This window comes from Pseudarthrobacter phenanthrenivorans (assembly GCF_000813845.1).
Lineage (GTDB): Bacteria > Actinomycetota > Actinomycetes > Actinomycetales > Micrococcaceae > Arthrobacter > Arthrobacter phenanthrenivorans_B.
Map to the genome: position 1 here is coordinate 122450 of NZ_JWTB01000019.1, position 22330 is coordinate 144779.

General features: G+C 67.3%; 20 protein-coding genes. 3 read left to right on the top strand and 17 right to left on the bottom strand.

The window, feature by feature from the left end; translation table 11 throughout:
* Positions 1 to 30: 30 nt before the first annotated feature.
* The 8 genes from RM50_RS10340 to RM50_RS10375 all read right to left on the bottom strand — a co-directional run bounded on the left by RM50_RS10340 (position 31) and on the right by RM50_RS10375 (position 10568).
* Entirely contained in the window at positions 31 to 1089 is a 1059-nt protein-coding gene (locus RM50_RS10340) for an IniB N-terminal domain-containing protein (RefSeq protein ID WP_043452382.1), read from the bottom strand.
* Between the two features lie 164 nt (positions 1090 to 1253).
* Positions 1254 to 3338: a LuxR C-terminal-related transcriptional regulator gene (locus RM50_RS10345; RefSeq protein WP_043452383.1), complete on the bottom strand. Its 2085-nt coding sequence runs from the start codon at positions 3336 to 3338 to the stop codon at positions 1254 to 1256.
* A gap of 1 nt (position 3339) precedes the next feature.
* On the bottom strand, positions 3340 to 5436 hold the full coding sequence (locus RM50_RS10350; protein ID WP_043452518.1) for an Hsp70 family protein: 2097 nt from the start codon (positions 5434 to 5436) through the stop codon (positions 3340 to 3342).
* Positions 5437 to 5620: 184 nt separating this feature from the next.
* Entirely contained in the window at positions 5621 to 6709 is a 1089-nt protein-coding gene (ccsB, locus tag RM50_RS10355) for a c-type cytochrome biogenesis protein CcsB (RefSeq protein WP_043452384.1), read from the bottom strand.
* Positions 6709 to 8505 (bottom strand): cytochrome c biogenesis protein ResB, encoded by a 1797-nt coding sequence (resB, locus tag RM50_RS10360; RefSeq protein ID WP_043452385.1) that lies wholly within the window; start codon positions 8503 to 8505, stop codon positions 6709 to 6711. The genes ccsB and resB overlap by 1 nt, the downstream gene beginning before the upstream one ends.
* The gene (locus RM50_RS10365) at positions 8505 to 9260 is read right to left on the bottom strand and encodes a cytochrome c biogenesis CcdA family protein (RefSeq protein WP_043452386.1); all 756 of its coding nucleotides are present in this window, start codon (positions 9258 to 9260) and stop codon (positions 8505 to 8507) included. Before RM50_RS10365 ends, resB begins: the two co-directional genes overlap by 1 nt.
* Before the next feature lie 13 nt (positions 9261 to 9273).
* Positions 9274 to 9885: a TlpA family protein disulfide reductase gene (locus RM50_RS10370; protein WP_205622250.1), complete on the bottom strand. Its 612-nt coding sequence runs from the start codon at positions 9883 to 9885 to the stop codon at positions 9274 to 9276.
* 2 nt (positions 9886 to 9887) lie between these two features.
* Positions 9888 to 10568 carry a histidine phosphatase family protein gene (locus RM50_RS10375; protein ID WP_043452387.1) on the bottom strand — a complete coding sequence of 227 codons (681 nt, stop codon included), beginning with the start codon at positions 10566 to 10568 and terminating at the stop codon, positions 9888 to 9890.
* Between the two features lie 211 nt (positions 10569 to 10779).
* On the opposite strand from RM50_RS10375, the gene RM50_RS10380 reads away from it, so the two are divergent.
* The gene (locus RM50_RS10380; protein WP_043452388.1) at positions 10780 to 11328 is read left to right on the top strand and encodes a YceI family protein; all 549 of its coding nucleotides are present in this window, start codon (positions 10780 to 10782) and stop codon (positions 11326 to 11328) included.
* Positions 11329 to 11536: 208 nt separating this feature from the next.
* Positions 11537 to 12400, top strand: a complete 864-nt coding sequence (locus RM50_RS10385; protein WP_043452390.1) for a Yip1 family protein — start codon at positions 11537 to 11539, stop codon at positions 12398 to 12400.
* Positions 12401 to 12527: 127 nt separating this feature from the next.
* Here the strand turns inward: RM50_RS10385 and RM50_RS10390 are convergent, their stop codons facing one another.
* Positions 12528 to 13232 (bottom strand): redox-sensing transcriptional repressor Rex, encoded by a 705-nt coding sequence (locus RM50_RS10390; protein WP_043452391.1) that lies wholly within the window; start codon positions 13230 to 13232, stop codon positions 12528 to 12530.
* A gap of 10 nt (positions 13233 to 13242) precedes the next feature.
* Positions 13243 to 13497, bottom strand: a complete 255-nt coding sequence (locus tag RM50_RS10395; protein WP_043452392.1) for a glutaredoxin family protein — start codon at positions 13495 to 13497, stop codon at positions 13243 to 13245.
* Positions 13498 to 13575: 78 nt separating this feature from the next.
* On the opposite strand from RM50_RS10395, the gene RM50_RS10400 reads away from it, so the two are divergent.
* Complete coding sequence (locus RM50_RS10400; RefSeq protein ID WP_043452393.1) at positions 13576 to 14394, top strand: HAD family hydrolase; 819 nt, start codon at positions 13576 to 13578, stop codon at positions 14392 to 14394.
* Positions 14395 to 14485: 91 nt separating this feature from the next.
* Here RM50_RS10400 and RM50_RS20370 read toward each other — a convergent pair whose 3' ends face one another.
* From RM50_RS20370 to rhaI, 7 genes are all read right to left on the bottom strand, one after another.
* Positions 14486 to 14584, bottom strand: a complete 99-nt coding sequence (locus tag RM50_RS20370) for a 30S ribosomal protein bS22 (RefSeq protein ID WP_003792170.1) — start codon at positions 14582 to 14584, stop codon at positions 14486 to 14488.
* A 151-nt stretch (positions 14585 to 14735) separates the two neighbouring features.
* Complete coding sequence (locus tag RM50_RS10405; protein ID WP_043452394.1) at positions 14736 to 14948, bottom strand: helix-turn-helix domain-containing protein; 213 nt, start codon at positions 14946 to 14948, stop codon at positions 14736 to 14738.
* 144 nt (positions 14949 to 15092) lie between these two features.
* Complete coding sequence (locus RM50_RS10410; protein ID WP_043452395.1) at positions 15093 to 16214, bottom strand: 3-deoxy-7-phosphoheptulonate synthase; 1122 nt, start codon at positions 16212 to 16214, stop codon at positions 15093 to 15095.
* A 313-nt stretch (positions 16215 to 16527) separates the two neighbouring features.
* Positions 16528 to 17547, bottom strand: coding sequence for an acetylxylan esterase (locus tag RM50_RS10415; protein WP_043452396.1), 1020 nt, complete (start codon positions 17545 to 17547; stop codon positions 16528 to 16530).
* A 77-nt stretch (positions 17548 to 17624) separates the two neighbouring features.
* Positions 17625 to 19124 carry a rhamnulokinase gene (locus RM50_RS10420; protein ID WP_043452397.1) on the bottom strand — a complete coding sequence of 500 codons (1500 nt, stop codon included), beginning with the start codon at positions 19122 to 19124 and terminating at the stop codon, positions 17625 to 17627.
* On the bottom strand, positions 19121 to 21157 hold the full coding sequence (locus RM50_RS10425) for a bifunctional rhamnulose-1-phosphate aldolase/short-chain dehydrogenase (protein ID WP_043452398.1): 2037 nt from the start codon (positions 21155 to 21157) through the stop codon (positions 19121 to 19123). Before RM50_RS10425 ends, RM50_RS10420 begins: the two co-directional genes overlap by 4 nt.
* A gap of 6 nt (positions 21158 to 21163) precedes the next feature.
* Entirely contained in the window at positions 21164 to 22330 is a 1167-nt protein-coding gene (gene rhaI, locus RM50_RS10430; protein ID WP_043452399.1) for an L-rhamnose isomerase, read from the bottom strand.

Here is a 22330-nt window from a genome sequence, read left to right on the forward strand (position 1 = left end):
TGCGGGCGTTTGCTTCCCGGGACCAGCCTGTTACAGCGCGGTGGAGTCGTCAACCACTGAATCGTCAATAATGGCGTGGTTGTCCAGGTCCACATCGGTGTGGGTGGAGTTGTCCTCCGTGAAGTCGAGTTGGTTGTCCGCCACCACCAGGTTGTCCTGGACGATGGTTGTGGCGGCGTTGTCCTGGAACGAATCGTCCACCTGCACGTCCGTGGTGGCGGAGTTGTCCTGGTTGAACGAGTCGTCAACCGCGGTGGAGTTGTCCTGGTTGAACGAGTCGTCAACCGCCACCGTGTTTTCCGTGGAGTTGTCGGAGTTGTCGTTGAAGGAGTCCGTCAGGTCCACGTCGGTGCTGACGGAATGGTCGGAGTTGTCCGAGTTGTCGTTGAAGGAATCGTCCGCATCCAGGCTGAGATCAGTGTTGAAGGCGTCGGAGATGTGCGTCTCCTCGTTGCCGACGCTGACGCTGCCGCCGGCGTGGATCGAGTTGTCCGTTGAGTTGTCGGTGGAATTGTCGGTGTTGTAGGAATCCCTGATGTTGTTCGAATCCCTGACGCTGGCGTCGTCGCCTGCTGCCACGGCCCGGTCCCCGGTCGCGACGGCGGCCGCATTGTCGAACCACTGCTCCACGTCACCGTCCGCCCAGATGTTCTGGTGGACCGACTGGTCCGTAACGGTGTCCCGGTCATCGAGCATGGTGGTGCTCGTGGTGTAGGAGAAGTGGTTCACCACATGATGGAGCTGCTGCACCGCGTACGCATGGTCATCGCCGCCGTACCCCGCACCCTGTCCACCGGCATGGACGGCGGCCGCGCTCCCGGAGTGCGCGGCAGACGCGTTCACCTGTCCAGCCCAGGCGCTGTTGCCGCCACTGCTGGCGTATCCCCGGTCAAGTGCGGGGGCACTGACGCTGATGGGCGCGTAATCCAGGACGACGGGCATGGCCGCATCCACGTCAGCCGAGCACACGTTGGCCAGGCCGTGTTCCGCCAGGGTCTTTTCCGGGTTGTCCAGGAAATTCTGGATGGCCTTCCGGTTGCCGAAAAGATGCATCAGGAACTGGACAAGGTCGTTGGCGAGTGTTGGCATGTGCGTGGTCCTCACATCTTCGTCGAGTTCTGGATCATGCGGCGAACGGATCCGGTTGGCTTAAACCTAGGTTCCTTGCCGGGACGGGGCATCGGGGCGCGTCCCCCCTGCCCGCAGGTTCGGCTCCGGGGCCCGGAGGCCTCCGGCGGTAGGGGTACTAGGGGTCACTCCTGTTGCGGATTCAGTGGCTGCTGGTTGTCCACACCCAGCGCCAGGCGCAGCCTGGTCAAGAGGTCGGAGCGGTTCTCAGCGCCCAGGCGGCGCCGGATGCGGGCAATATGGTGCTCCGCGGTCCGGGGCGAAATATAGATCGCCTCACCAATTTCCCGGTAGGTCTTGCCTTCCAGCACCAGCCTGGCCACCTCCTTCTCCCGTTCGCTCAGTCCCGACGCATCCGATTGGGCCCGGCTGCCCGCAGTCTCCGCCGCTCCCGGCCGCAGGTCCGCGGCACGGGAGGCAGCACCGGCAGGAGGGCCCTGTGGGTGCAGGTCCCTGGCACAGGCCAGCAGGCGCATCATGTCGCGTCGTTCATCGGCACGTGCGGCCGCGTGCCCGGCGAGCCTCGCCCCTTCCCAGGGCATTCCCACGGCACCCAGCAGCCGTGCAGCGCCCTCCACATCAGCCGGACGGAACCGCCCGGCCAGTACGGACACCCAGGCTTTGCCTGCCGTGGCCAGGACCGCGGCTAGCTGGCTGTGGGCGGACGCCCGGGCCAGCGCCGTGGCGTGCGGGGCAAGATCGGCGGGACTCTCGTTCAGCAGCGCTGCCTGGACCGCGGCCCAGTGCAGCGGCACGGCCCACAGGGCGGGGTCGTCCAGCTGGCCCAGCAATTTCCACGCCTCGTCCAGGTACTGCGCCACACGGGGTGTTTCGCGGAGCCGGGCGGCCGCGATGAGCAGTTCCCCCCACGGCAGCAGGCTGTACAGGTCTACGGACGTGTGGAGCATGGCCTCGCGTGCCCGTTCCCACGCCCGGAGCAGTTCGGGTACGTCACCGTTGCGGCGGGCCAGTCCTACTTCCAGAGCCGCACACATGAACTCGTCGCGCGGGACCAGGGGCCACGGGTTGGCTTTGGCGGCTTCAGTGGCGGCGAGCCTGGCCTCCTCGGGTTTGTCCTGCATCATGGCGGCCCAGCCCTGGAGCAGCAGGAGCCGGGGCTGGGCGGAATTTCCCCCCTGCCCCGCTGCCGCCGCCGACCGGCAGACAGTCTCCGCGAGGTGGGGGTCACCACTGTGAAGGGCCAGCAGGGCTGCGAGGGCTGCCGGCGTTTCAGGCAGCGGAAGTGCGATGCGCGCAGAGTTCAGCATGTCCGAGGCGTGGATCAGCAGGGATATTCCCTGGTGCGGTTTGTCCCCCAGCGATGCGATGATGCCCTGGCCGGTCTGGACCAGCGCGGCTGCCAGGAGCGTTGGCGAGGCCGCAGGGGCGTCCGGCTGGAAGATCGACTCCGCACCGGATCTGTCACCGGCTCCGATCATGGCCACCGCTGCGAGCGGTGCGGAGGGCCCCACCCGGGCAGCGCCCAGCCAGCTGTAGACGTCCGCCGCCCGGGCGAGCATCCCGCGTTGGGCCCAAACAGAGGCTGCCACGTCTGCCCCGCGCCGCACATCCGGGGGGTCCGGGCTGACCAGGAGGGCGTCGATGATCCGTGCCGCGGCATCAAGCTCCCCGTCGCCGGCTGCGGCCTGGGCGCGCCTTGCCGCCGTTGCCAGCGGATCGGCGCCGGCCAGGAGCGCCTCCTCGTAGAGCTGGAATGCAAGCCGCGGGTCACCCTCCAGCGCCGCATCGGCCGCCTGTTCCAGTTCTGCAGCCACCCGGTGGTCGGCGAAGCCGCCACGGGCCAGCTCCCGGGCCAGGCTGCCAAGCGGTTGTCCGGCCGACATGAAGACCGATACGAGTTCGCGTTGGAGCGCATGCACCTTGGCCGTTGGGGTGCTGGCCAGCAGGGCATGCTGGACAGTTCCGAGTACCGTGCCGTCCGGCCGCAGCAGGCCCGCGGCCTCCGCCCGGTCCACCAGGGCGTCCAGGTCTTCCACTGTTCCGCTGTCGAGCTTGTGCTGCAGGTCTGCCGGCAGCGGCCCCGGGAGGGCGAAGCCCACCGAGAGTGCCAGCAGGAGGTCCCGGACGGCGGCCTGTGCACCCCTTAACTGGCTGGCGACCAGCTCCGTGACGTGGGGTGGATGCCCTTGGTGGTCGGGTGAAGCCTGCAGGGGTACGGGGCGTTCCGCCCGCTGGAGATGCCCGTCCATGTCAGGCCGCCGGAGGAGTGGTCGGGGCCGTTGCCATGGCGGTTTCTTCAACAGGGGGTGTTGTTTCGGCTGGTGGCGCCTGGGGCGTTGGGCTGGCTTCCGCGGCCAGGTCTGTTGGGGTCAGGGAAGGTTCGGTGGTGTCCGTAGGACTCGGGCTGTCCGTTGCGGTGGGCGTTCCGGTGTCCCCCGCCGGAGGCTCCGTCGCCCCGGGGGTCGTGGGGTCGGTGGTTCCGGGATCGGTGGTTCCAGGATCAGTCGTTCCGGGATCAGTTGGATCCTGGGTGTCCGTCGCTGTGGGGTCACCTGGCGTCTGGGTCGCCGGAGGGGTTGTGGGATCCCCGGTGGCGGATTCGGCGGTTGGCGCGGTCCCGTCCGTTGCCCCTGGGGCTGGTGCTCCGGCCCCTGTTCCGTCCGTGCCCGGATCACCCGGGACCGCCGGTGCACCGGCGGCGGCTGCCGGGCCTTCCGCGGCAGGGCCGGCTGCCGGAGGATTTGCTCCCGCCGTGGGCGTTGCGTTGACGGCAGCCTGTCCGCTGGTGGGGAGGGCGGAGGCACTCAGCCCCGGTCCCTGTGCAAGGGGTTTCCTGGCGCTGGCCTCAACGCCGGCGAGTGGCTGTGGGCTGTCCGGGGCAGTGGCTCCCCCGCCGCCGGTGTCCGCAGCGCCGGAACCGCCGGTGGTGCTTGCCCCGGCCTGGGGCACGAACATCGCGGTCAGGCTGCCGAAGCCGTCCGGGCTTTGCGCGGCGGTGGCCGTGAGGACTGTGAGGAGGGCCGCGGCTGCGGCCACGGCGGTTACCCGCACGGTGGGTGCCGGGGCATGCGCTCCCCGGCGCCTGCGTTGCGGGCCGCGGAGGGCCGGGCCCGCGGGGGCGCCTGCCACCAGCGTGTACTTGCGCGACCAGCTGGGCCTGCCGGCTACGGGCGGAGCAGGCGGTACGACGGCGGGAACGACGGCGGCCAGTGCCTCATCGGCGCCTGCCTCGGACCGTGCCGGGGCAGCAGCCTCTGCGGCAGCATGGTGGGCAAGGACGGCGGCCACCGCCGCCCCAAGGCAAATGGCCGACTTGGGGTCGGCGTCGACGGCGACCGGAAGGTCCAGTTCCTCCGATACCACCTGGGCCACCAGGGGAATCCGCGAGGATCCGCCGATCAGCAGCACCGTGGAGAGGTCTGCCGGTGCAAGCTGAAGCTGGGCCAGGGAGCGTTCAAGCGCGGCCACGGTTTCATGCACGGGTTCTTCGATCAAGGCTTCGAACTCGGCACGGACCAGGCGGACCTGCTGCTGGACGCCGGGCAGGAGCACCGGGATGGTGGCCTCGCTGTCCACGGACAGCGCTTCCTTGGCCTCGACGCATTCGCGCCGGAGCCGGGCCAGGGCGCCCAGCACTGCCGGGTCCGCGGGGTCCAGGCCGTCCAGCGCATTCCCGGTGTGGGCGGCAACGTAGCGGAACAGGGCCGCGTCGAAGTCGGCGCCGCCAAGGTCTTCGATGCCCTCGGGGCGGCCCAGGAGCTCAAAGCGGCTGCTGCCGGCCTTCCGCAGGACGGCCGTGTCGAAGGTGCCGCCCCCGAGGTCGTAGACGGCGATGGTGCTGCCTTCCTCCACCCTCACCTGTGAGGCGTAATGCAGGGCTGCCGCCTCGGGCTCGGGGAGGAGGGTCACGTTGTGCAGTCCGTGGGCTGCGAGGGCGTCGCGGATGCTGGAGAGGCGGTGGCTGCCCCACGCGGCGGGGTGGGTCAGGAAGACCTCCGACGCCGGACCGCCCTCGCGTTCGGCGGCCCGGTCCGCCACCCAGCGTGCCATGGTGGCGAAGATGTCCTCGGGCTGCAGGGCGAGTGTCCCCAGGATGATGGGAACCTCATCGCCGATCCGGCGCTTGAATTCGCGCACCACGCGTTCCGGGAAGTCCAGGCCGCGGCGTTCCGCTGCTTCTCCCACCAGGACGGCACCCTGCTCCGGATAGTAGAGCACGGAGGGGATCGCGGCTCCGCGCGCGCCCAGCGGCAGGCACTCGGGCACGCGTGAAGCACCATGGTCAAAACGTACAACGGCAGCTGCCGTGAAACTGGTCCCGACGTCAACGGCGAGAGCGTAGCTCATGGATACCTCGAAAGGCTGGTGGTCCACCTGCAAGCTTCATCACAGTGAACAGTCACCAAATTAGCATTCCGGGGAAGCCGGGAACAGCCCTGTTGCTACATCGAATGGTTAAACGGCAAACACGGCCTTGAAGGCCCTCAAATTCAGGCCTAAAGGCACTTGTATCGGGCCCGGTCGGTCCGGATTAAAGGCCGGAGTATGAGTGGAGCCCGTTGAAGAACGTGTTCACGATGGTGAAGTTAAAGATCACGCACAGGTAGCCCACGATCGACAGCCATGCGGCCCGGGTTCCGGTCCAGCCGCGGGTGGCGCGGGCGTGGAGGTAGCCTGCGTAGACCACCCAGATCACGAAGGTCCACACTTCCTTGGTGTCCCAGCCCCAGAACCGGCCCCAGGCCTTCTCTGCCCAGATTGCGCCGAACATCAGGGTGAAGGTCCAGCCGATGAAGGCGATGGCGTTGATGCGGTAGGAAAGGTTCTCCAGGCTGAGCGCCGACGGCACCAGGCGCATGAAACCAAGCTTGTCGGCACCGCCGGCCGCCACGGTCTTCTGCCGCTGGGACTGCACCAGCTGCAGGGCGGACATGGCGAAGGTCAGGGTGAAGAGGGCGGAGGACAGCACCGCAATGGAAACGTGGATGACCAGCCAGTAGCTCTGCAGGGCGGGAACCAGGTGGCCCACTGGGGTCCAGAAAGCCACGGACGCGGCAACGAGCATGATGATGACCAGGCCCACCACGAAGGTGCCCAGGAAGCGGAGGTCGCGCCGGATCAGTGAGAGCAGGAAAACGGCCGCGACAAGGAAGGCGCCGGTGGTGAGGAATTCGTACATGTTCCCCCACGGCACGCGGCCTGCGCCGAGCGCCCGGGTGACCACGCCGGCACCGTGGATGACGGCGGCGAGGGTGGTCAGGGCTACGGCGACCCGCGCCGGCACCCGGCGTTCCGTGGCGTACTTCATGTCGCCGTCGGCCGTCATGACGCCGCCTGTTCCTGATCCGCCGGCCTTGGCAGCGGACGACGACGGGCGCTCGGCCCGGTCTGCCGGCCCGTCAAGGCGGCCCCCGGCAGAGCCCGCACCGACGCCGGCGACGGCCGGAACCTTGGCGGCAACGCCGGCCTGCGCTGCCTTAAGGTCCACCGCCCGCAGCGCCTTGCTGCTCTTGGCCAGGTCCCAGGCGAAGGCGATGAAGGCCACCGTGTAGGTACCCGCCGCCAGCAGCATGAAGAGTTCGCTGTACTGGCCCATGGTTTCGTTGATTCCAAATGGCATTACTGGTCCTTTTCGGGCCCGGTGGGGCCTGCTGGGGTGGTGACGGAGCCGTCGGCATTTTCGGCGGGGCCTGCGGCGTTATCGACGGAGCCTGCGACATTATCGCTTGTCCGGCTGGGAGTTTGCTGGGATCCGCCGGCAACTTCGGCGGCCTGGCCTTCGTCTCCCCCGTCCGGGAGCTGCCACTCCGTGGAGAAGAGTTTCCGGAGCGCCGCTGCCTCGCCGGCAAGGCGGTGGTCCTCGCCGCGGGCCAGGAGGCCGTATTCCACCATGGTGCGGCCGTCCGCCGCGGTGCCCGTACGCACCCAGACGCGGCGGCGGTTGACGTAGAGCGACAGGATCAGCCCGGCTACGGCAAGGAGGGCGAAGACCAGTGCGGACACCTGGCCCGGGTTGTGGTGGATGTCCACGCCGATGTAGCGCTTCACGCCGTCGAAGCTGATGCTGCCCTTGCCGTCCGGCAGGGTGTAGGTGGAGCCGGGAGCCAGGGTGATGCCGCCGGCTGCAAGGTTCCTGGCGTTCAGCGGGGTGAGGTTCTTGACGTCGAGTTCAAAGACGTTCTGCGGAGCGCCGGTGTCCAGGCCCAGGTTCCCGTAATAGGAGTTCAGGGTCAGCTGCGGGTTGAAGAGTTCGGGGTCGGCGCTGAATGACACGTTCTTGTCCGTGACGAACGCGGTGGGAAGGAAGAAGCCTACGAAACCCAGCTGGTCCGGCTTGGCGTCCGGGACCTTGATCACCACGGAGGAGTAGTAGTTCTCCCCCTGCAGCTTGGCCACCACCGGCCCCTGCATGGCCACGTTGCCGGCACCGTCCCGGATGGTCACCACGGGGGCATAGCCGTTGCCGGTGAGGTAGATGCTGGTGCCGCCCAGGCTGACGGGATCGTTCACCTTCAGGATTTCCTGCTTGGGCGGGGCGTCCGGGTTCTCCTTCGTGGTCACGGTGGCCGCAAAGTCGATGGGCTGTCCGAATTTGCCCTTGGATTCGCGGTCGAACGTGATGTTGAACTTGTCCAGCTGGAGCGAGTAGGGCTGCAGCTGGCTGGACTGGAAGTTGGTGCCCGGATTAAACTGGTCGTAGCCCACCAGGGTGTTCACGAAGGTGTCGCCTTCCACCAGGATGCGCTGGCCGCTGTAGCCGAACAGGCCGCCGGCGGCGACGGATACCAGCACCCCGATCAGCGAGGTGTGGAAGACAAGGTTCCCCACCTCCTTCAGGAAGCCGCGTTCGGCACCCAGGGACGGCAGGGCGCCGTCGGCATCCCTGACCTCCACCCGGTAGCCGCGCTTGCGCAACAGCCCGGCCGCGTTGTTGATGGCGTCCGACGCCGGGATCCCGGCGTCGGACGGAATCACCAGGGTGCCGTATTCGGGCAGCCGGGACAGGCGCTGCGGGGTACGCGGCGGCTGGGAGCGCATGGCCTTGTAATGGGCGATGGCGCGCGGAACCACGCAGCCGATCAGCGAAATGAACAGCAGCAGGTAGATGGCGGAGAACCACACCGAGGAGTAGACGTCGTAGAGCTGGAGGGTGTCCAGCAGCTTTCCGTAGTCCGGGTGGTCCTTGATGTATTGGGTGACGGTGGCCGGGTTCGCGGGCCGCTGCGGGAACAGCGAGCCGGGCACGGCGGCGACGGCGAGGAGCAGCAGGAGGAACAGCGCGGTGCGCATGCTGGTCAGCTGGGTCCAGGCCCACCGCAGCATGCCCTTGGGGCCCAGGGCGGGGAGGGCAGCCTGGGCCTTCGCCTCCGCGACGGGGGCGGTTTGCTTCTTCTTTACGTTCACACGCTCGCTCATCAGATCGGCAACTTCACGTCGGTTTGGAACCAGTACTGCAGCCCGGTGACCCAGGCACCCCATACGCCGGTGGCCATCAGCAGGCCCAGCACCACCAGGATCCCGCCGCCGGTCCGCTGGATGGCGAGCCGGTGCCTGCGGAAGAATGCCATGACACCCATCCCCCGGCGCAGGGCCAGCGCGATCAGCAGGAACGGAATGCCCAGTCCCAGGCTGTAGACGAAGGCAAGGAAGGCGCCCTTTGCGGCCGAGGACCCTCCGGAGAGGCTCAGCAGCTGGACGGCGGAGTAGGTGGGACCGATGCACGGAGCCCATCCCAGGCCGAAGGTCAGGCCCAGCAGCGGCGCACCCCAGAGCCCGGCGGGCGGCTTGGCATGGATCTTTGCGTCCCGCTGCAGCCAGCTGAAGCCGCCCATGAAGACGATGCCCATGATGATCACCAGGACGCCCAGCAGCTGCGTGATCCAGGCGTTCTGGCTGCCGGTGATCAGGGTGCCCAGCTGGCCGAACGCGCCGCCGAGCAGGACGAAGATCACGGAGAAGCCAAGGACGAACAGCCCGATCCCGGCCAGCATCCGGCCGCGTTTTTGCTTCTGCAGGTCCACCCCGCTCAGCCCTGTGACGTAGCCCAGGTATCCGGGGACCAGGGGAAGGACGCAGGGGGAAAGGAACGACACCAGTCCGGCGAGCAGCGCCACCGGAATGGCCAGCAGGATGGAGCCGCTGAGGATGGCTTCGGCGAAGGGGCTGTTCACGGTGCCGGCCGCCCTACTCCGCCACGGCGGCAGTGATAAGGGCTTTCAGGGTGCCCTTTTCGATCTCGCCGAGGACACGGGAGGCCACCCGCCCCTGCTTGTCCAGGACCAGGGTGGTGGGCACGGCACCGGGGGGCACCAGGCCGGACACGGACAGCAGGACGCCGCCGTCCTTGTCGTCAAAGCTGGGGTAGGTCAGGTTGAACGTCTTCTCGAACGCCTCGGCCGTGGGCTTCTCGTCCCGGAGGTTGACGCCGAAGAACTGCACTCCCTGGTCCTTGAACTCCTGGTGCAGCGCTTCGAGGAGTGGTGCTTCCACCCGGCAGGGCGCGCAGGCGGCGAACCAGAAGTTCAGGACGCTCACCTTGCCCTGGAAGTCGGCAGGGGTTACGGCGGTGCCGTCGAAGAGGGCGCCCTGGATCTGCACGGCTTCCTTGCGGTCTCCGGCGGCGAACTCCGTGACGGAGCCGTCACCGGCAACATAGTTCTTGTTGTCCCCCGCCTTGGCCTGCTTGGCCAGTGCATCCTCCTGGGCACAGCCGGACAGGCCAAGGGTCAGCGCGGTCAGGGCCACGCCGCCGGCGGCCAGCAGGCCCCGGCGGGAGGGAAGGTTGTGATAGCTCACTGCTAGGCTCCAGGGGTGCTGGCGGCACCGGGAAGAAGGGATGCCGCGGGTTCGTTGTACTCGACCCGCAGCAGCGAGCCGTCGTCAGCGAACACCAGGGACGTAACGGATGTCAGGGTGCACTCGCGCTTGCGCGGGTCATGCCAGAGGGGCCGGCCTTCCGCGCTCAGCCGTGCCGCCCAGATCGGCAACTGGTGGCTCACCAGGATGGCTTCGGGACCGCCGGCGCCAAAATCGCCGTCGGCCAGCTCAATCGCCCGCAGCCGCGCATCCCGCGCAGCTTCAGCCATCCTCGCCGCCTGCCGCTTATAGGGTTCCCCCCAGGACGGGCGCAGGGGGTTGACCAGGTGCGGCCAGTGCCTGGGCCGGCGCAGTTCCGCCTGGGTGACCCGCATGCCCTCGAAGTAGTTTTCCGCCTCGATGATCCGCTGGTCAGTATGGACGGGCAGGTGCAGGGCTTCCGACGTCGGACGCGCGGTTTCCTGCGCACGCTCCAGCGGGGAGGCGGCCAGGTAGGTGATCCGGGCACCGTACGCGGCACGCTGCCGGAAGTGCTCGGCGAGCGTCCGCGCCATCTCCTGCCCCAGCTCGGAGAGGTGGAATTCGGGAAGCCGCCCATAGAGCACGCCGTCGGGATTATGGACCTCGCCGTGGCGGAGCAGATGGACAGTGGCTTGGGGCATGTTTACCAGTTTCTCAAAGATGGCGTGCGATCCGAAATCATCGCAGCTGCTTTCTACAAAGAGTAGAACTCAAGTTTTTGAAGAAATGTTCCGAAGTCGGGAACAAAACATGCAAACGCATGTTTATACTGGATGCAGCAAGATGGTTGAGACGTCAACTGATGAAGCTTCAATAGCATGCCAACCGATACATATTCAGAGGAGCAACATCATGGCACTTCCCGCAGACGTCACCACCGGCACCTGGACCCTGGACAACTCGCACAGCGAAATCGGCTTCACCGTCCGCCACGCAGGCATCAGCAAGGTACGGGGCCAGTTCACCGAGGCCGCCGCCACCCTCGACCTCGCAGAAGACGTGGCCGCTTCCCGGATCAACGCAACCATCAAGACCGCCAGCTTCGACTCGGGCGATGCCAACCGCGACGGCCACGTCAAGGGCGAAGACTTCTTCGACGTGGAGAAGTTCCCGGAGATCTCCTTCGTCTCCAACGGCCTGGTGGCCAAGGGCAACAGCTACGAACTCACCGGCGACCTGACGATCAAGGGCGTCACCCGCCCGGTCACCCTGGAAACCGAGTTCAACGGCGTTGCCGTGGACCCCTTCGGCAACACGCGCGCCGGCGTCTCCGCCGAGACCACCATCAGCCGAAAGGACTTCGGCCTCACCTGGAACGCCGTGCTGGAAACCGGCGGCGTGCTGGTCAGCGACAAGGTTGCCATCAACCTGGAGCTGGCGTTCATCGCCCCCGCAGCATAATGACCCTTCCCGGGCGGACCCCGGCGCCAAGCCTGCAATGCTTGGCGCCGGGGTCCGCTGTTTAAGGGCAACCACCTGCGCGGATACCGGGCGAATCATCCACAACGCTGCCCGCCGGGGGTACGGTGGACCTAAGCCATGCTGGGGGGAAGGCAGAGGACCGATTCCCGGCAGCCTACCTGGATCCCGACCTGCAGAAGGAACGCCCATGAGTACTCCTCCCGTCCCACCCCCCGCGCCCCAAGATCCGCACTCCGGCAACGGCCAAACGGGGAATGACCCGGCCGGAACCGGCGAGCCCGGAAGCCCGCAGCAGCCCGGGTCCCAGCCCCGCTACGGCCAAAACGCACCGCAATATGGCCAGAACGCACCGCAGTATGGCCAGAACCAGCCCCCGTACGGACAGAACCAGCCGCCGGCGCCGCCGCAATACGGCCAGAACGCGCCCCAGTACGGCTCCTCCTACGGGCAGAACGCGCCGCAGGCTCCGGGCTACGGCCAAGGGGCCGGACAATTTGGCCAATCACAGTACGGACAGTCACCCTATGGCCAGTCACCCTACGGCCAGTACCCTTCCGAACAGCCGCAGCCGGCCGGCAGCAACGGCATCCCGCAGCTGGTGAACATCTCCTTCTGGCTGCTGATTGCTTCGGCCGTGATCTTCGTCGTTTCAATGCTTGCTGGCCTGACCCAGCTCGACGACCCGCAGTTCCGGCAGATTTTCGACCAGCAGATGGCGGCCGGTGGGGCCTCGGGAGTCACCTATGACGACATCAAGGGGGTCATCGCCGGCACCCTGATCGTGTTTGCGGTCATCGGTACGGCCCTCTACCTGCTGGTGGCGTTCTTCGTCCGCAAGGGCAGGAACTGGGCCCGGATCCTGGGAACGGTCTTTGCGGCCTTGTCCGTCTTCGGCCTGTTCGGCGTTCCCGGCATCGGAACCATCGGGACCATCCTGGGCATCGCCGCCATTGTGCTGCTGTACCTGCCGGCGGCTGCCCCCTACTTCCGTAAGCAGCAGCCTTTCGCCAACCCGTACTCGGGCGGCTTCGGCAACCCCTACGGACGGTAACCGGCACGTCCACACCAGGCAGGCGGCCCGGGATGCAGCAACGCATCCCGGGCCGCCTGCTTTTAACGGGTCGCGTGACATGCCCGGACCACGCCTGGCCGCCGGCCGCCTGCTCTAAACCCTGCCCCTAGGCTGTCTGCCCGGGGGCCTGGGCGCGCTGGGCGTGGTAAGCCAGGATCTGCAGTTCGGTGGCCATGTCCACCTTGCGCAGGTTGACGCCCTCGGGAACCTGCAGCATGACGGGCGCGAAGCTCAAGACGCTGTGGACGCCGGCTGCCACCACGCGGTCACAGACCCCCTGGGCCACTGCCGCCGGCAGGGCGAGCACCACCATGTTGGCTCCGGTGCGGTGCAGGACCGTTTCGAGGTCGGCCACGTCGCTGACCCGCAGCCACCCCACCTCATTGCCCACCACCATCTGGTCGGCGTCGAAAATCGCCACGACGTCGAAGCCCCGGGATTCGAAGCCGCCGTACCGTGCCAGTGCCTTGCCCAGGTTTCCGGCACCGACGATGGCCACTTTCCAGTCATGGGTCAGCCCCAGCGCGGCGGCGATGTGCCTGCTGAGGTACTGCACCTCGTAGCCCACGCCCCTGGTCCCGTAGGACCCCACGTGGGAGAGGTCCTTGCGGAGCGTTGACGAACTGACGCCGGAGGCTTCCGCCAGGGATTCGGAGGAGACCCGCTCCACGCCCTCGGCCAGCAGCGTGTTCAGGGCCCGGAGGTAAAGCGTCAGCCGTGCCACGGCGGCAGGCGGGATCTGCTTGGCCGCAGTGCCGGCGGCATCCGGAAAGTCCGGCGCGGGCTGGGACGTGGAATCCAAGGACGTCACTGGCGTTCCCCTACCGGGCCATGGCGCGCTGCAGCACGCGTTCCAGCCGGGCCTCGTCGATCTTCCAGAAGTCGCGCTGCACACCATCCACCAGCACCACAGGGATCTCTTCCGCGTAGCGCTCCCGAAGTTCGGGCTGGTTGTCCACCAACTCTTCGCTCCACGTAAGGCCCAGTGAGGCAGTAACGCGCCCGACGGCGTCGCGCGCCTCCTCGCAAAGGTGGCAGTCAGCTTTGGTGACCAGGACGACGCGGGGTGTAGCCATGGCTTAACGGTATCGCCGTTCGCGGCATGCGGGTGACGCCGACGGCGGCAGGCCACCTGATTGACTAGACTCGGGACCATGCCCGAGGAGAAATACGTCGCCGTAGTCACGCGGCCGGCCGTTGCGCCGCAGCCCGCCGAGGCGGCGTTCTTCGACGTGGACAACACCCTGATGCGCGGCGCCAGCCTCTTCCACGTGGCACGGAAGATGCACCAGCGCGGTGCGTTCACGCTGGCCCAGGCGGCCGGCTTCGCCTGGAAGCAGTTCAAGTTCGTGGCCCGCGGGGAAAACATCGACGACGTCCACGCCGTCCGCGATTCGGCCCTGACCCTCGCCGCCGGCATTACCGTCGATGACATCAAGGCGCTCGGTGAAGAGGTTTACGACGAAATGATCGCGTCCCGGATCTGGCCCGGCGCCAAGGCGCTGGCGGAGCAGCACCTCCGGGTGGGGCGCCGCGTCTGGCTGGTGACGGCAACGCCCATCGAGGTGGCCACGGTGATCTCCACCCGCCTGGGACTGACGGGGGCGCTGGGAACGGTGGGGGAAGTTTCCGAGGGCATATACACGGGCCGGCTGGTGGGCGACATCCTGCATGGCTCGGCCAAGGCCGTGGCCGTGCAGGCCATCGCCGACGAGGAGGACCTGGACCTCAAGCGCTGCTGGGCCTACAGCGACTCCTACAACGACATCCCGTTGCTGTCCCTTGTGGGGCATCCGGTGGCCATCAACCCGGACGCCAAGCTCCGCCGCCACGCCCGCGACCGGAACTGGCCGGTCTACGACTTCCGTGCCGGCCGCCGTGCCGCCACCCTCGGCCTCAAGGCTGCCACCTTCGGTGGAGCCGTCTACGGCCTGTGGAAGGGCTTCGCCCGCATCCGCGGCCCCCGCGGGTAGCCGCTCCCCCTCGGCCACGGAAACGCCCGGACAAACGAAAATGCCCGCCGCCTGGAAGGCGACGGGCATGTCCACGCTGCTGGAAGTATTGCTACTTCTTGTTGCGGCGCTGGTGACGGGTCTTGCGAAGCAGCTTGCGGTGCTTCTTCTTGGCCATACGCTTGCGACGCTTCTTAATAACTGAACCCACGAAAGTTCCTTACAAACTAGATGCAGTACCTGTCTGATGGAGAATGTCCGTGGACAAAGCTACGAACTGAACAACTGACAGATTCTTACAATGACGTAAAACGTTCCTTAACAGGGTACCGCCTATCGGGAGCGGCTCAGGACAAGCCCTCTCAGGCGGTCTCGGTGTGGCCGTCCACCACAGCACCCTTGAGATACTGCTCGACGGCGTTTTCGGGGACGCGATAGGAGCGGCCAAAGCGCACTGCCGGCATTTCGCCGGAATGCACCAGCCGGTAAACAGTCATTTTGGAGACTCGCATGACCTCGGCTACTTCAGCCACGGTCAGGAACTTCGCGTTGGAGAAGTTCTGTTCTGCCGACATTTCCCTATATTCCTTTGCTGACGGATGGACAACAGTGACCCCAGGTACGTGCCAATGCGGTGTTCCGATGCTGAGCCATCCACCAACCACCTAAGAAGATACTCTAGATGTTCATGTGGCAGATGTGAAAGTAGGTAAAACCCCCTATTTCGACTGCCGCCGCTTCGCCGCCGATGCCGCCAGCTGTACCAGGACGGAGGCGGAAACCTCCCAGTCCATGCACGCATCCGTGACGCTCTGGCCGTACACCAGCGCAGAGCGCCCGGCGGCGTGCTCCGCGACGTCCAGGTTCTGGGCTCCGCCCACCAGGAAGCTTTCCAGCATGACACCGGCAACGGCGTGCGCGGCAGCACCGCCGTCCTCAAGCTGGGCACCGATTTCGAGGGCAACCTCCGCCTGCCGGTGGTGGCTCTTGCCGCTGTTGGCGTGGCTCGCGTCCACGATCAGGCGTGGGTTGAGTCCCTTGCCGGCCAGTTCGCCGGAGGCGCGTTCAACGTCGGCCGCGGAGTAGTTGGGTCCCTTGCGTCCGCCGCGGAGGATGACGTGGGTGTCGGGGTTTCCTGCGGTTGATACCAGCGCGGCCCGGCCGTCGCCGTCGATCCCCAGGAACGCCTGGGCCGCCCCGGCGGCGCCGCAGGCGTCGATGGCTACCTGCAGGCCGCCGTCGGTCCCGTTCTTGAAGCCGATCGGCATCGACAGGCCGGAGGCAAGCTGCCGGTGGATCTGGCTTTCCGTGGTGCGGGCGCCGATGGCACCCCAGGAGATCAGGTCCGCCATGTACTGCGGGCTGATCGGTTCAAGGAACTCGGTGGCAGTGGGCAGGCCCAGGGCGGTGACCTGCTGCAGGAACTGGCGGGCGGTGCGCAGCCCGGTGACCATGTCATGGCTTCCGTCCAGGCGGGGGTCGTTGATCAGGCCCTTCCAGCCCACCGTGGTGCGCGGCTTCTCGAAGTAGGTCCGCATGACGATCAGCAGGTCTTCCTTGTGCTTTTCGGCCTGGCTGACCAGCCGGCGGGCGTACTCCAGGCCGGCCTTGGGGTCGTGGATGGAGCAGGGCCCCACGATCACCAGCAGGCGGTCATCCACGCCGTCCATGATGGCGCGCACTTCGTCGCGTCCGCGTTCGACGACGGCCGCGGCCCGGGCGTCCAGGGGCAGTTCGGCGAGGAGTTCGGAAGGAGTGGGCAGCGCGGTGAATTCGCTGACCCGGAGGTTCGAGGTGGACGTCGTGTTGCCGGCGGGGGCTGCTGTGGTAGCGGTGCTCATGGTTTGGGTCCTGTTCCAGATGGGAAGCGGGCCCGGATTTCAGAACCCGCCGGAGAAACGGCGAAGGGCAGAGAATCATCTCTGCCCTGTTGGCTCTGAAGGAATGCTGGATGCGTGTCAGTTAGACGCGGGCCCCTCCAGAGCCAACGAAAAATACGAATACCAACGGTTAGTCATGGAAGAGACCATAAGCCCACGGCGGCGCGGCCGCAAAATCGGGTGCGTCACATTTGGTCCCAAGCTTGTTCGCGGATCCGGACGTACAAGGCACTGATCCGCGAACAGGCTTAGGTTCCACCAGAGCTGCCCGGGCTTACCCCAGGAGCTTGCGGAGGAACTCCAGTTGCCGGATCCAGTGGTGTTCCTGGCCGCCCTCGTGGTTGTTGAACCGGTAGACCTCGATCTCCTTCGCGGCCCCGGTGCTGGAGGAAGCATTGGTGCCCGAGCCGTAGGCGTTGAAGCTGGCGAACACGGTGGACGCCGGGCAGATGTCGTCCATCAGCGCCGCGGAGTACAGGGCCGGGGCGGTGGCAAGCCGGGCCAGGTTGACGCCGTCAAAGTAGTTCAGGACGTCCATCGCGGACTCGTAGCGGTCCCGGTGCCGCGCCAGGAACTGGGCGATCTCCGGGTAGGGCCCGCGTGGGGTGATGTCGATGGCGCGGGGGAAGTCCTGCAGGAATGGGACGTCCGGCAGCGCGGCGATGACGCCGTCGAGCCGTCCCGCAGTGAGCCCGGCCGTGGCAACCACCAGGCCGCCGCCCTGGCTGATGCCCGCCAGCACCACCCTGGCGGGGTCGACGGCGGGGTGGGCCTGGGCAGCCTCGACGGCGCGGAAGGCATCGACATAGACGCGCCGGTAGTAGTAGTCCTCACGGCTGGAGATGCCCCTGGTCATGAGGCCTGCGTGGGCCACGTCCCCGGCCGAGGGATGTGGGTCGGCAGTGTCCCCCAGGGTGCCGCCATACCCCTGGCCGCGGGTGTCCATGATGAAGTGGGCGTAGCCGGCCTGCGCCCAGCGCGTGTCCTGGTTTACCAGGCCGCGGCCGCCGGAATAGCCGATGTAGTTCACCACCACCGGCAGCCGGGCGCCTTCCCCGCGGTTGGCCGGCAGGTGCAGCCAGCCCTTGACCGGTGCGCCGCCAAAGCCGGCAAAGGTGACGTCGAAGGTGTCGATGACGGTGAGGTAGTTCTCCACCGGCTCGAAGGCCGCATCCAGCGGAAAGGCGCGGGCTTCGTCGATGGTGGCATCCCAGAAGGCGGCCAGGTCGTCCGGCGGGGTGACGCCGGACGTGTAGCTGCGGAGCTGGGCCAGGGGCAGGTCGAAGAGGGGCATCGTTGTCCGTTCCGGTGTGGGTGGTGGCGGCCTCGCGGTGGCGTTCCTCTATTTGTAGCGCACGTTGTCCACGACGTTCAGTTCCTGGCGGCGTTGAGGGTGAGGTCCAGTGGTTCGAAGCGGCCAAGGCTTGCCCCTGCCGCGATGATCGAACGCAGTTGTGCCAGGCCTCCGGCTGCCGCCCCGGCCGCACGTGCCTGGACCAGGACGTTGCCCATGGCCGTGGCCTCCACGGGACCGGCAACCACGGGCCTGCCCGTGGCGTTGGCGGTGAGCTGGCAGAGCAGCCTGTTCTGTGAGCCGCCGCCGACCACGTGCACCACGTCCACCCGCCGGCCGGCGAGGCGCTCGGCGGCGGTGATGGTCTTGGCATATCCGGTGGCGAGGCTGTCCATGATGCAGCGGGTGATGGCCGCGGGGTCGTTGGGCAAAAGATCCCCGGTGCGCCGGACCGCCGCGCGGATGCGGTCGGGCATGTTGTCCGGGGCAATGAAGTAGGGGTCATCCGCATTGATCTGCGGACCGCCGGCCGGCAGCGCTGCCGCGGCCGCCAGGAGGGCGGGAAGGTCAGGCTGGAAGCCTTCGCCGGCCCACGTCCGCTGGCATTCGCTGAGCAGCCAGAGGCCGCCGACGTTGCGCAGGTAGCGGATGGTGCCGTCCACGCCGCGTTCGTTGGTGAAGTTGGCTTCCCGGCTGGCCTCTGTCAGGACCGGGTGCTTAAGCTCCAGTCCAACCAGGGACCAGGTGCCGGAGGAGATGTAGGCGAAGCTGTCCCCGCCGTTGTCCGCTGTCGCGGGAACGGCGGCGACGGCGGAAGCGGTGTCATGCGAGCCCACGGCCACCACCCGGGTTTCCCGGGACAGGTCCACGACGGCGGCAACCTCCGGGAGGAGCCCGCCGTAGGCTTCTCCGGGCTGGATCAGCGGCGGGAACAGGTCCTTCCGCAGCCCCAGCGCGGTGAAAAATTCGGTGGCCCACTCCCCTGCCATGGCATCAAACAGCCCGGTGGTGGAGGCATTGGTGGCCTCGGTCCTCCGCACGCCGGTGAGGCGGAACGCGATCAGGTCCGGGATGAGCAGCGCCTGCACCCCTGCCAGGTCCTGTTCAGTGGCGAGTTGGTAGATGGTGTTGAACTGCAGGAACTGCAGACCGGTGGTCTGGTACAGGCGGGCGGGGTCCAGCTTGGCGTGCACGGGTGCGACGGCCGCGCGGCTGCGGTCGTCGCGGTAGCTGTGGGGCTGCGCCACGAGCTTCCCGGCCTTGTTGACCAGCCCGTAGTCCACTGCCCAGGTGTCGATGCCAATGCTGGCGATCGTCTCGCCCTGCACCGCCGCGACCGTGGCCGCGGCCTTGAGTCCTGCCAGCACCTCGGCGTAGAGGGCGTCGAAGTTCCAGCGGAGGCCGCCGTCGATCTCCACCACGCCGTTGGGGAACCGGTGGACGGTCTCCAGTGCCACCCCGGCGGGGGAAACGCGGCCCAGCATGACGCGGCCGGAGGACGCTCCGATGTCGATGGCGGCGAACACCGCCCCGGCGGGTGCCGGAGCGGTGTCCGCGGCTGATTCCGCGGTGCTCATCGGAGGAAGGCTGCGGCCACTCCGGCGTCCACGGGGATGTGCAGGCCGGTGGTGTGGGACAGTTCGTTGCTGGTGAGGACGGCGGCGGCGTTGGCCACGTGTTCGGGCAGGACTTCGCGCTTGAGCAGGGTGCGCTGGGCGTAGTACTCGCCCAGTTTCTCCTCGTCCACGCCGTAGACCGCGGCGCGCTTGGCGCCCCAGCCGCCCGCGAAGATGCCGGAGCCGCGGACCACGCCGTCGGGGTTGATGCCGTTGACCCGGATGCCGTGCTCGCCCAGTTCAGCCGCGAGCAGGCGTACCTGGTGGGCCTGGTCGGCCTTGGTGGCGGAGTAGGCGATGTTGTTCGGGCCGGCGAACACGGAGTTCTTGGACGAGATGTAGATGATGTCCCCGCCCATGCCCTGCGCGATCATCACCCTTGCCGCGGCCTTGGCCACCAGGAAGGAGCCCTTGGCCATGACGTTGTGCTGCAGGTCCCAGTCCTTTTCGGTGGTTTCCAGCAGCGGCTTGGAGATGGACAGGCCGGCGTTGTTGACCACCAGGTCCACGCCGCCGAAGGCCAGGACGGCTGCGTCGATGGCCGCGAAAACCTGGGCCTCGTCCGTCACGTCCGCCTGGACACCAACAGCAACGTCCGGGCCGCCGAGTTCCTCGGCCACTTTTTGCGCGTTCTCCAGGTTGAGGTCGGCGATGACCACGCAGGCGCCTTCCGCGGCGAGGCGGGTGGCGATGGCTTTGCCGATGCCCGACGCCGCTCCGGTCACCAAAGCGATGCGGGTGGCGTGGGACTTGGGCTTGGGCATCCGGGCAAGTTTGGCTTCCTCCAGCGCCCAGTACTCGATCCGGAACTTCTCGGATTCTTCGATCGGGGCGTAGGTGGAGATCGCCTCAGCGCCGCGCATGACGTTGATGGCATTGATGTAGAACTCGCCGGCAACGCGTGCGGTCTGCTTGTTGGCGCCGAAGGAGAACATGCCCACGCCCGGGACCAGCACGATGGCCGGGTCCGCGCCGCGCAGCGCCGGGCTGTCCGCGTCGGCATGGCGGTCGTAGTAGGCCTGGTAGTCCTCGCGGTAGTCGGCATGCAGCTCGTGCAGCCGGGCAATGGAGTCCTCGATCGAGGCGTCCGCGGGCAGGTCCAGGATCAGGGGTTTGACCTTGGTGCGCAGGAAGTGGTCCGGGCAGGAGGTGCCCAGGGCGCCCAGCCGCGGGTGTTCGGCGGCTTCCAGGAAGTCCAGGACGACGGCGTCATCGCTGAAGTGCCCCAGCTGCGGTTTGTCCGTGGAGGCCAGGCCGCGGATCACCGGTGCCAGGGCTGCGGCCTTGGCGCGGCGCTCATTTTCGGGGAGCGCACCGTAGCCGGGGAGCTTGGGCCCGAAGGGTTCGGCCTTGCCGTTGTCCGTGATGTACTTTTCTGCCTGCTCAATGATCCACAGGGAGTTGGCTTCGGCTTCTTCGCTGGTGGCGCCCCAGGCGGTGATGCCGTGGCCGCCCAGGATGGTCCCGATGGCCTGGGGGTTGGCGTCCTTGATCGCGGCGATGTCCAGGCCAAGCTGGAACCCGGGCCGGCGCCAAGGCACCCACACCACCTTGTTGCCGAAAATCTTGGTGGTCAGCGCCTCGCCGTCCACGGCCGTGGCAATGGCGATGCCGGAGTCCGGGTGCAGGTGGTCCACGTGGGCGGCGTCCACCAGGCCGTGCATGGCGGTGTCGATCGAGGGGGCTGCGCCGCCCTTGCCGTGCAGGCAGTAATCGAAGGCGGCCACCATCTCGTCTTCACGCTCCACGCCCGGGTAGACGTTCTTGAGCGCGGCCAGCCGGTCCAGCCGCAGCACGGCAAGGTTCTGTTCCTTCAGCGTGCCCAGGTCCCCGCCGGAGCCCTTGACCCACAGCAGCTGGACGTCCTCGCCCGTCACCGGGTCCGTTGCGGTGCCCTTGGCGGAGGTGTTGCCGCCGGCGAAGTTGGTGTTCCGCTTGTCCGCGCCCAGGCGGTTGGAGCGGGTAATCAGGTCTTCAACAGTCTTATTGGTCATAACTAATCAGGCGCCCCATCCGGCTTGCTGGCCGCCCACGCGGTCCTCATTGATCTGTTTCTGGTAGCCGCTGGCCTTGAAGGCGGCCATCGGGTCCGCGGGCAAACCGCGGGATTCGCGCCATTCGGCCAGGATGGGCCGGACGTCGGTGTAGAAGGCATCGTTGAAGATGCCGTTCGCTGCCAGGACGTCCCCGGCACGCTGCGCTTCACCCAGCGCCGCGGTGTCCACCAGCAGGGCGCGCAGGGTCATCTCCTGGACGTTGAGCACGGAGCGGATCTGGCCCGGGATCTTCTCCTCCAGGTTGTGGCACTGGTCCAGCATGAGCGCCACCCCGGAGTCCTTGCCGTAGCCGCCGCCCCGGATTACTTCGTGCATGATGCGGAAGAGCTGGAACGGGTCCGCGGCACCCACGATGAGGTCGTCGTCGGCGTAGAAGCGGGAGTTGAAGTCGAAGGAGCCCAGCTTGCCCAGGCGCAGCAGCTGCATCACGATGAACTCGATGTTGGTGCCCGGCGCATGGTGGCCGGTGTCCAGGCAGACGAACGCCTTCTCCCCCAGCGCGAGGGTCTGGGCGTACGAGGTGCCCCAGTCCGGGACATCGGTGTGATAGAACGCCGGCTCGAAGAACTTGTACTCCAGCACCAAACGCTGCTCATCGCCCAGGGCCGCGTAAATCTCCTGCAGCGACTCGGCCAACCGGTCCTGGCGGCCGCGCATGTCATCCTGGCCCGGGTAGTTGGTGCCGTCCGCCAGCCAGATCTTCAAGTCGCGGGACCCCGTGGCATGCATGATCTGGATGCAGTCCAGGTGGTGGTCGACGGCCCGCCGCCGGACGGCCTCGTTGGAGGAGGTCAGGGAGCCGAACTTGTACTCATCATCCTGGAAGGTGTTGGAGTTGATGGTGCCCAGGCCCACGCCCAACCCCGCCGCGTACTCCTTCAAAGCGGAATAGTCGTCCACCTTGTCCCACGGGATGTGGAGGGCCACGGTGGGCGCCAGGCCCGTCAGCTCGTGGACCTTGGCGGCGTCCGCCAGTTTCTCCTGGACGGTCCGGGGCGTGCCGGGCGTGCCGAACACCCTGAACCGCGTCCCTGAATTTCCATAGGCCCACGAAGGGACCTCGATGGCAAGCTCCCCGAGCCTGCCCAGCGCCGTTGCTACGTCGTTCAT